Source organism: Cellvibrio mixtus subsp. mixtus J3-8, assembly GCF_000766945.1.
GTDB lineage: Bacteria > Pseudomonadota > Gammaproteobacteria > Pseudomonadales > Cellvibrionaceae > Cellvibrio > Cellvibrio mixtus_A.
Map to the genome: position 1 here is coordinate 1 of NZ_ALBT01000144.1, position 1,091 is coordinate 1,091.

General features: G+C 48.9%; 1 protein-coding gene. It reads right to left on the reverse strand.

Annotated features, from left to right (window positions below; genetic code table 11):
* A partial coding sequence (locus A596_RS05045) for a DUF4815 domain-containing protein (protein WP_235425622.1) occupies nt 1-1,046 on the reverse strand: 1,046 nt, incomplete at its 3' end.
* Between the last annotated feature and the right edge of the window lie 45 nt (nt 1,047-1,091).

The following is a 1,091-nucleotide window of genomic DNA, read 5'->3' on the forward strand; positions in this document are numbered from 1 at the left end:
GTTGAGTCATTGCACAAAATCACAATGGCGTATTCGGTTTGCGGCATTAATACAATTGGTTGATCAAACAGCCAGCGGTTAATTTGATTAACGGTGATGGTGCCCGGTTGCTTTGTTGCTTCCGCAATAATGCGTTGGGTTGGGAACCCCACTTGGGTTTCGCGAATTTGTACTGTGATTGCAGTTGCGCCCAGTGCAGTCACAAATAATTCCACACCGGTGATTTGTGCGGTGTTATCCAGAGAGAAAGTTTGTGCCAGTGGATCAACACTGCGCGTGCCCATATTTTGGGTGGTGGTAATAATTTCTTGCAGCGTTCGTTTTTCTTGCAGGCCTTGGCCGACAAAAACAGCAGAGCCGTAGGAACCACCAGAGCCGGTAAAATTAACCAGTTTTGAACCGGCAGAAATATTGGCAGGGATAATAAAATTGCCTGTCGCCTGGCCTTGCGGATTTGCAGCCACGGGTGCGGTAGGTGCTACCGTAACGCCATCAAACATAATGCTGCTCACCAATTCCCCCGGCCCGAAACCATTAATCACAAAACGAATACTGATTTGGCGCAAGTGCTGTAATTGACTGGTGCTGGTTGAAATTAATTGCACTGAGGTGGTGGTTTGTGTGGATGTAATAGCGGTGCCACTACCTTGGCTAAATAAGCGCGTGACCGGGCTTGTCCAGCTATTCACAATGTCAGTCCAGCGATCAATTGCAGGTGATAACACCACTTGTGATGGCAATACACCATAGGCCATGTAGGGATTAATTTTCATGCCGGTGGTGCGGGCATTTTGACTCAGTACCGGTACATGATTAAACGCGCACAATGCAGGCGATTCGATATCAGTCGATGGGCTTTTTGACTCCCCCACAATTGGCAATGTCAGTACACCGTTAAAACTTGCCGCTGTTTGCGCGATGCCCTGGTCGCGATGCGAGTCATCCAAAAACGGATCGACAAAAACACCTTTCTTTGCCGCTGCCTCACGGGTGCCGATATCGGATACCAGTTTTTGTTGCGCGACCAAATCAATAACTAAATTCATGCGCTGGCTCAGCGCGTCGATATCGGCCATCGCAACGGTGCGCAC